The 8,612-nt window shown below is 35.1% G+C and carries 8 protein-coding genes; 6 read left to right on the forward strand and 2 right to left on the reverse strand.

The genetic code is table 11. The features are described from left to right. Window positions 1-33: 33 nt before the first annotated feature. Entirely contained in the window at window positions 34-927 is an 894-nt protein-coding gene (locus ACWM35_RS12655; RefSeq protein ID WP_454818915.1) for a LysR family transcriptional regulator, read from the reverse strand. Window positions 928-1,046: 119 nt separating this feature from the next. Here ACWM35_RS12655 and ACWM35_RS12660 point away from each other — a divergent pair, with 119 nt between their 5' ends. From ACWM35_RS12660 to ACWM35_RS12680, 5 genes are all read left to right on the forward strand, one after another. After that, window positions 1,047-2,093, forward strand: a complete 1,047-nt coding sequence (locus ACWM35_RS12660; RefSeq protein WP_454818917.1) for a YeiH family protein — start codon at window positions 1,047-1,049, stop codon at window positions 2,091-2,093. Between the two features lie 158 nt (window positions 2,094-2,251). After that, window positions 2,252-2,692, forward strand: coding sequence for an S-layer homology domain-containing protein (locus ACWM35_RS12665; protein ID WP_454818919.1), 441 nt, complete (start codon window positions 2,252-2,254; stop codon window positions 2,690-2,692). Window positions 2,693-3,107: 415 nt separating this feature from the next. Continuing rightward, on the forward strand, window positions 3,108-3,905 hold the full coding sequence (locus tag ACWM35_RS12670; protein ID WP_454818921.1) for a nuclease-related domain-containing protein: 798 nt from the start codon (window positions 3,108-3,110) through the stop codon (window positions 3,903-3,905). Between the two features lie 465 nt (window positions 3,906-4,370). After that, window positions 4,371-4,619 (forward strand): helix-turn-helix domain-containing protein, encoded by a 249-nt coding sequence (locus tag ACWM35_RS12675; protein WP_454818923.1) that lies wholly within the window; start codon window positions 4,371-4,373, stop codon window positions 4,617-4,619. Between the two features lie 200 nt (window positions 4,620-4,819). Then, on the forward strand, window positions 4,820-5,059 hold the full coding sequence (locus tag ACWM35_RS12680; protein WP_454818925.1) for a hypothetical protein: 240 nt from the start codon (window positions 4,820-4,822) through the stop codon (window positions 5,057-5,059). 367 nt (window positions 5,060-5,426) lie between these two features. On the opposite strand, the gene ACWM35_RS12685 is transcribed toward ACWM35_RS12680, so the two are convergent. Continuing rightward, window positions 5,427-7,271, reverse strand: coding sequence for a hypothetical protein (locus tag ACWM35_RS12685; protein WP_454818927.1), 1,845 nt, complete (start codon window positions 7,269-7,271; stop codon window positions 5,427-5,429). Window positions 7,272-7,768: 497 nt separating this feature from the next. Here ACWM35_RS12685 and ACWM35_RS12690 point away from each other — a divergent pair, with 497 nt between their 5' ends. Next, a complete protein-coding gene (locus ACWM35_RS12690) occupies window positions 7,769-7,969 on the forward strand; it encodes a helix-turn-helix domain-containing protein (protein ID WP_454818949.1) in 201 nt (66 codons plus the stop codon). Window positions 7,970-8,612: the final 643 nt, after the last annotated feature.

The raw sequence follows: 8,612 nt of genomic DNA on the forward strand, positions 1-8,612 counted from the left end.
GGATTCATTATTTAGTAAGTATCTTGTTCAGATTCAAAAACTAGGTAGGTCCTTACTTTCTCTTAATAGTTCTAAAAACACGTTTAACGCTTTAGTCTGGAATGGGGAACGTAAGACAACTGAAAAATCCCGAGTAATTGGAAGTTGTTTAACGTCTAAGATTTTTAATGTGCCCATTGAACATTCCTTACGAACCGCCCAGTAAGAAAGCAGACTCACACCAAGACCTGCTTCTACGGATTCCTTAATGAGCTGTGTGCTTCCAAACACCAATGTTTTTTGGGGAATCATTCCATATAATCTGAACAGTTTCTCCGTTACTTCTCTCGTTCCAGAACCACTTTCCCTGACAATCCATGTTTCTTCCTCTAAATCTGTTATGTTCATTTCCCCATTATTTTGAGCCAATCTATGTGTAGATGAAGCCACCAGATACATGGAATCTTCTGCGAAGGGCTCGATTACTAAATGTTTATCACTGAAATTCCCTTCCACAATTCCAACATCTAATTGGTGCCCCAAAACTAATTTTGCTATTTCTTTTGTGTTCCCAATCGCTATAGTGGGGGTGATCAAAGGATATTTTTCATGCATTTTTGCAATAACATGCGGCAAAATATATTCCCCAAATGTATAACTGGCACCAATGGAGAGAGATCCACTCGCCTTATTCGTAAGATCATCTACTAAGTAATGCATTTTTGCATAGAGACCTAATATCTCCTTTGCGTGATGATAGACAATTACCCCCGCTTTATTTAAGCGAACAAATTTATTACTGCGATCCAATAATTTCGACCCCATGGTACGCTCAAAAGATTGAATATATTGACTTACTGCAGGTTGAGTCATATGTAACTTTTCTGCCGCACGTGAGAAATTTTCCATCTCTGCTACCGTTACAAAGACATGTAACTGTTGATCCATGGTTATCGAACCTTTCTCGGGTTATTTTCATTATATAGTTTTACTTATGATAAGTATTATATATATTTATTTTCCTTATGACTAGAAAAGGTTTAGTCTGAGATAAAGGTGGTGTTGAGATGGAAGCGCAATACTCTAAAGAAAATAACATACCTATCCAACCACAAAAAGGAGCCTTATCTTTTGGAAAATGGATTGGTGGAATTGGCTTTACCTTCATGATTGCCTTACTGGGCTACCTATTGGCAAAAACACCTGGATTTGATCATGTTGGTCAGTTAGCATCCGCGATTGTCATTGCAGTCTTGTTTCGGCAATTTTTTGGTTACCCTGAACTTCTTCGCTCAGGCATAGGATTTTCTTCGAAAAGATTATTGCGGTTTGCGATTATTTTGTATGGACTTAAGCTCAATATAGGTATGGTTTTAAAGGATGGTATAGGATTACTCGTGCGTGATACTGGGGTTATCATCTTTTCAATCTTGGTAACAGTCTGTCTAGCTCGATTGCTGAAAGCAGATAAAAATATTTCACTACTTCTTGGAGTGGGTACAGGGGTGTGCGGTGCAGCAGCCATTGCTGCCATTGCCCCAATCCTAAAGTCAAAAGAGGAAGATACCGCCATTGGTGTTGGGATTATTGCATTGGTTGGGACTATTTTTGCGATTTCTTATACGATATTACGGCCCTTCTTACCATTGTCAGAAATAGAATATGGCATTTGGTCCGGAATTAGCTTACATGAAATTGCTCATGTAGCTTTAGCTGCGGCACCTGGAGGGCAAGATGCACTTGCTATTGGCCTGCTTGCAAAATTAGGGCGAGTGTTTTTACTCGTTCCTCTATGCTTTCTTTTCATCTTTATCATGAAAAGGAAAAGCTCTGGTGACGAAAATTCTGGAACGAAGATTGAATTTCCATGGTTTTTAGTAGGTTTCATTTTTATGAGCATCTTTGGAAGTTATGTACTTGGTGCATCTATTCCCGTTTCAAGTGAATTTCTGAATGGTGTTTCCAATTTTACTACTTGGTGTTTAACAGCAGCAATGGTCGGACTCGGATTAAATGTAAGTCTTCGGGATCTCCGTACGAAAGCCCTAAAACCGTTAATCGCGATGGGGATTACCTCCATCTGTCTTTCTATTTTAGCTTTTTATATTGTATAAGAATGTTGGATAACTTAGGGCCAAATCCTTTCAGCATTTCTCAATTCGTAAAGCTATAGGCGATCTTTTTTAAATAGGTATATATACTCACAAGAAATTTATGGTAGACTCTATTAGTCTAGTGTTAATAGGACAAAGTAAAGAGGAGGAGAAAAGTCATGAACAAGATGAAGTTTTTTAGTAAATTAATTATTTGCTCTTCTGTTTTAATCATTTCTTCCATTTCATCAAAGGCTTATGCAAACGGAGTTTCTTCAACTGACATTGAAAACACGTATGCTAAGGATGCCATTACGAAATTGGTTGAACAGGGAGTCATCAATGAAAATGTTGATGGAAAGGTTAATCCCACTAGTAAGATTGCACGACAGGACTTTGCCATTATTATGGCAAAAGCGTTAAATCTTGATACGAAAATTGCGAATAGCACTGCAACATTTTCTGATGTTCCAGCAAATGATTACGCAGCAAAATATGTTGAAGCAGCCATCAAAAGTGGATTAATCGCTGGGGCTGAAGGCGGAAAGTTTAATACTCCGAGTATTAGTCGACAAGACTTAGCAAATACTTGGGTAATAAAAACGAAATTGGTAAAGTAGCACACACTCAGCCATTTTCTTTAACAAAAGTGTGGACGTTCGAGACTCTTCTAAATGGAAGAGTTTTTTATTTTGCATAAAGCTAGGAAGTAACCAGACAACTAACTTGAAATTCCTTGCCGGATACTCGTTTGCACCATAAAAACATGTTCATTGGTGTCTTTTCAACTAAATACCATATGATTATCCTCATTATCAGCAAAACACACACTGCTCTGCGTGTTACATTTTCTTCAGGCATTATGTATTGGTCTAAAAAGGAGAGTCCCCTTGATACAGACCGATGAAGAAATGTCTTTCTTAGGAAGAATGGATATACCAAAAGTAGACATTGGAAAGGGTTAAAAACTTAGCCTTAATCACAAGCACCCCTAGTTTTGTGCTAAAATGAGGATAAGGAACGAGGTATTTATTCATGGGTTTTATAGCCAAGATATTTGGTAAAAAGGAAAAAGAAAAAAAGGTCATCATTAATAAATCGAAAGTCACTCCAAAGATTACGCCTGAACGCATTGGTGATTTAGGTGAATATAAGATTAATATCCAATTGGATCAATTTCCTTCAAATTACAAGCACTTAAAGGACATTATGTTAGTAAATAAAAATTCTAAGTCAGGATTTTCTCAAATTGATCATATATTGTTAACTCCATATGGAATATTTGTAATTGAAACGAAGAATTATGCTGGAGAAATAGTAGGAAGCAAATCTAATAAACAATGGGTAGTTAACAAAAGGTACAAAATGATGAATCCCTTTCTCCAAAACTATGGTCATGTTCAAACTATTAAAAGAGAGCTTCAATTATCCGAAGATAGTTGTATCATTTCGGTTATTTCTTTCACTCGAAGTGCAATTTTCCGTGTTGATCCAGAGTTAAGGGAAATAAAATCAAACGAACTATGTGTCTATGATACTGAACTAACTGAGTTTATCACCAGAAAAATACGTTTTTCAAAGTTGCAAACACCAACTCATGTTTATTCTGAAAAACAAATAGAGAAGATGTTCAATACTTTAAATGCTGCAAATATTACCGACAAGCAAATAAGAGAAAATCATAAAATAGCAATAAAAACACATAAAAATGCAAAGTCAAAATGTGCAACATGCGGTATTGAAGTATCTGATAGAATAAAAGAATTTTGTTTGTCTAATAAAAAATTTCAAGGCAATATTTATTGTTTTGAACATCAAAAAGGTAAACAATAGATTAAATATGTCAACCTGCCTATACAAAGAGCAGTGCATAGCAAAAAGGACATTTCCTGTTTAGGAATGTCCTTTTACAATGGAGAAATTAGTCTATTGACAGTAATGCTTGTCCCCCCCACTGCATCTCCATTCAATCACTAACTAACACTCAAAAAACCTATCAATCTCCGACAAAAACCGGGGAGTGACAGGCACCGAATTTAGGAGAGATGTTTTTGGGGGATGCTTTAGCAAGTATTGCGGGCTGTAAGGGATCGTAATCTACGATACCAAAAGCCTGGAAGTAACAGAGAACTAACTAGATATTCTCTTGCTTTATACTCGTTTCTACCATTGACATATTAATTGGTGTCTATTTAGCTAAATATCTTACTATTATTCTCATTATCAGCAAAACACGCACTGCAGTGCGTGTTACATTTTCTTCTGGCATTATGTAATGGTCTAAAAAGGAGAGTTTCCTTGATACAGGCCGGCGAAGAAATGTATATTGGTATTGGGTTAGGAAGAATCCGGGAAGAGAGAGATTGGACACAAGAGAAACTTTCTGAAATGAGTGAGCTTAGTTACCGAGCGATCCAAAATCTCGAATATAATCGAACATCTCCCTCCGGAACCACTATTTGTAAGCTCGCAAAAGCTTTTAAGATGGAGCCCTGGGAATTACTTAAGGACATTAAGGATGAAATTATATACAAACCTCGCAAATAAAAGACAAAGAAATTAAGCATTCCGAGTCCTAATTCCATATAATTCGAATGATATAGCCGTTGCCAAATGAATCACTCTGGTAGCGGTTCAACATTACATACCATGCAAGTTGAGTAATCACCCAAAATGAAAAATTCCACTAGAATGATATCCTTAAAGTAAATGGCTGAGATTATTCTTAGGTAAATGAGGTTTGGCAGATGAACAAGAAGAATAGTGAAATTGTTAAAATGGACATTTGGAGAAAATTTGAGTACCAAGGCCAATTGTACTATATAGAAGTTTTCCATTTTATAGACGGTACCATCCAAGCGTTTGCCAATAAAAAACCTGGTAAAGTTCAACATCTATCAGAAGAGTTTCCAATTGGCAGCGGTCGAGATAACGATGATCCAACCAAAGCTGCTATTCAAGCTATTGGAAACATTATGAAACAATAATTCAAGTGTTAAAAACTGCATTTTTTTGATAAACCGAACTCGGGGAGTTACTAGGCACCTATACTAGAGTGAAACGCGGGAACCGTCCCCGCGTTTCTATTATTTCATTTTTTGGAACCACAGGGATGGATCTCCTGTTTTTGGCAAATACGGAAGACCTTGCGAAAAAGCCCGCAGAACAGTCACCATGGTCTTAAGAACTTCTCACAAAATTTCAAGAAAAGATATCAGGAGCATCAGCTCCTTCCCTGTTTAATTAAGGAAAAAAGGATCAACAATCTAATTTTCAGTTGCAACTCTAATCTAAAGTTTTCTTTCTGTATAACCTGTCATCTTCACCAACAATCGTGGACTAACATGCATCGAATTATAACTTTCTTACAAAAGGCCTCTTAATAATGTCTTCTATTTTAGCTTCATAATTTAAATCTAATATTTCGCTAGGAAGCAAAATTCTTGGTACATTTGATGTAAGCCAAAGTTCTTCCGAGTATTCCCAAATATACTCCTCAAAAGGGGACACAACAATTGGAATAATATACTCGACCTCTTCTGGAATCGAATAATTAGTACCTTTAATGTCCTTAATAAGCCAGTCGGCTTTGCTATCAACTTCATTTAAAGCCTTTACCATTTTCTTTTTACGATGGTTAAGTGCCTTTTTATCCCCAATTGTGTTATAAACTAATGACATTTTATTTGCCTTACATTCACAAATAAACAACACGTTTTTATAGATAAAACTAACATCAATTTCTTTGGAAGTTTCATCTTCTTGTTTTAATTCTTTTTGACATACCCATAATTTAAAATCTTTATCCTCTAATTCTCCTTCAACGTAATCTTCAAACAGTGTCCCTTTCTTGGTCTCGTTAAAATTTAAGAAATGAGTAATTGTTAATAATATTGGCAAAAGTGCTGCATAATCAATAATAAAGTTATTTCCTCTTTTGTACGAAGGCAAAATTAAAGCTCTTGGCCCCAACGTCCTCAACGACAAATGTTCCCTATCCTCTTTAAGTGTCAATTCATTTAAAATAGTATAAATTTCTTCTCTATTAATATTTATTCCATCAGGAATAATTTCTTGGAAATCCTTATTTTGAGACATATCAAGCAATTCATCAACATATTCATCAATTGAAGTGTAGTGCCTATAAGATCTCTTCATTAATTCTAAAGCAGCATTTGGTTGTTCGATTGAAGAAAAAATAGCCTGTGAGGTAATTAAATAGCATGTATATACGAATCCTTTAAGAGTAAAGCCAAATTTCTCTTCAAATTCATCCTCCAAACACTTGTGTGATAAATAATAATAAGTAAAATCAAATGGTTGCCAAATAAAATTTGGAACAGGTTTATCCATAATTAGGTCCTCTATTTCTAAAGGTAAACCAAACATTATTTGATAGGGATAATCTTTGGTGGATACTCTTTCAATATTGTATTGAGATAATAGCATAGGTTTATCCAGTATTTTTGATACTGCTATCCCCGTTGTTGTTGAAATTACCCCATTTTCTCTCTTATCATATATTTTCATCAAAAGATTACTTTCTTCATCATTTTCTACATAATACTCATGGAATTTTACTATCAAGTTGCCGCCTTTATGGATTCTTCTTATACAAACGGTTGTCCGCCAATACTCATATGCAAGACCCTCGAGATGATATATTTCTATAAAATCCTTAACTCCAAACTCTCCTAAAAAAATACCATAATTTTTTACTGATATACTTTTATCCTTTTCAAATCTTTCCATTGCTTTAAGATAATTTCCAGATGCAATTTTCTCTCGAGGAACAGGCGAATCCTCGGTGCTCCAAATCAATTCATTAGAGACTTCAAATTTCCCATGCTTTAAAAATGCAACTTCCATTATATTTCTATATAACCATAAGGTTTGACGCGTTTCATTGAATGAGGTTATCGGTCCAATTCTTCGATATAAATGAAACCAGTAATAGATGCTTTTTTTTGAAATAATCTCCTTCATTGCGGCCTCTAACTTATCTTGTATTTCCGTTACAATATTTAATGCATCTTCATCTTTAAACGGGCCCTTATCAAAATATTTTTTTGTAACCGATTGAACAATTTTCTTTCCTTTACGCAGTCTTCCATTCTTACTAAGTTCTTTATCTTGTCCTTTTGGCAAATACATAAATAAAGGCAGATGGTACTCAAAATCAATAATAATTCTATCCATTGTCTTCTCCCACCAAATAGATTATTTCCCATATTGTAACATAAATGTATTTTTCCTTTTGTTTTATTAGACTAACATCAAAAATCAATTCGAAGTTGTTGATACATTATAGTACTACTTAAACTGCTCAACAAAAGTGCACTCCTTGCTATCCATCAAGGAGTGCACTTTTATTAAGAGACATAGCAAAAATAGAGAATGTAACTGTATCTCCTGTGAAACATTGGTAAGGCTTTAAGGAAATTACGATAGTAACTTGAAATTCTCTAAATAAAAATACGTTTCTTTATCCTCTATATAGCACATATTGAGGTTTTTTCTCATATTTTTCTTGATACGGCCCGCTGCTTCCATCCAAGTAGTGTTTTTTTCTACTTTTATCAAAAGAACAAACAAACGGTACCTCTATGCGTACCACCTTAAAAATATGTATATGTTAATTTCCCCTTATAGTCAATAGGATTGTAGAGATCGCTATGTGAAGATTTGTATTTAAAATAAAAGATTTACTAGTAGAAGAAAGTATCACACTTCGTGGATTATCCCGCAAGAGTGATGTTCGTCATTCTGCTTTGAGTGAATTTGCCAACCAAAAGAGGGAGAATGTACACCTTGCTCATCTCGAAAAGATAGCTGATGCACTCGAAATCGATGATATACGTAAGATTCTTACGATTGAAGTCATAGAGGAAGATTAGTGGTATCCCACCTTGATTCTTTGTGCAACTTTCCAAAATTCTAATTGACTTACATACTACCTATATAATAGCTGGATCCTATTTGACGGGTACCCAATTAATACAATGAAAACTTACGTAAACCTCTACTATAACTAGCAAAAAATAAAACCTGTCATTCCTCAACGAAATCCGAGGAGTGACAGGCACCGAAATGAACAAAAGGCAAAGAAATAAAGCGTTCCGAATCATGATTGAGGAGGGTGATTTTATTTTTACCTCTATTCTACCTTTTGGCTTACTCAGTTATGGGATCAGTTTTGGTATTATCGAAGAGGCAAGATTAAATTTCATATATTCGATGTCGGGGATACATACCATGCAATAGCCTCAAATGGAATAATAACCGTTGTCAATTGTTATGGCAGTACTCCAGTGGCTGCAAAAGAAATGGCTTTATTTAAGTTAAATAGGGCAATGGCTAGAAGTGGTAACACATAGGAATAGAAATAATGAAAAGCCGGTTTGATACCATTTTGATATGCTCCCAATAAAGTAGACAGATGAAATAATAAAAAATCTGTTTACTCTATTGGGGGTTTTTTCTATGGCGAAAAGTGCCTATACTGCACTGGAAAAATATGATCTGATTATTTCTTTTCAG

Source organism: Neobacillus sp. K501 (assembly GCF_053749995.1).

Coding starts and splice junctions, on each gene's coding strand:
- ACWM35_RS12670 (WP_454818921.1), top strand. CDS start 3,108: ATGGGTTTTATAGCCAAGATATTTGGTAAAAAGGAAAAAGAAAAAAAG.
- ACWM35_RS12660 (WP_454818917.1), top strand. CDS start 1,047: ATGGAAGCGCAATACTCTAAAGAAAATAACATACCTATCCAACCACAA.
- ACWM35_RS12685 (WP_454818927.1), bottom strand. CDS start 7,271: ATGGATAGAATTATTATTGATTTTGAGTACCATCTGCCTTTATTTATG.
- ACWM35_RS12680 (WP_454818925.1), top strand. CDS start 4,820: ATGAACAAGAAGAATAGTGAAATTGTTAAAATGGACATTTGGAGAAAA.
- ACWM35_RS12655 (WP_454818915.1), bottom strand. CDS start 927: ATGGATCAACAGTTACATGTCTTTGTAACGGTAGCAGAGATGGAAAAT.
- ACWM35_RS12665 (WP_454818919.1), top strand. CDS start 2,252: ATGAACAAGATGAAGTTTTTTAGTAAATTAATTATTTGCTCTTCTGTT.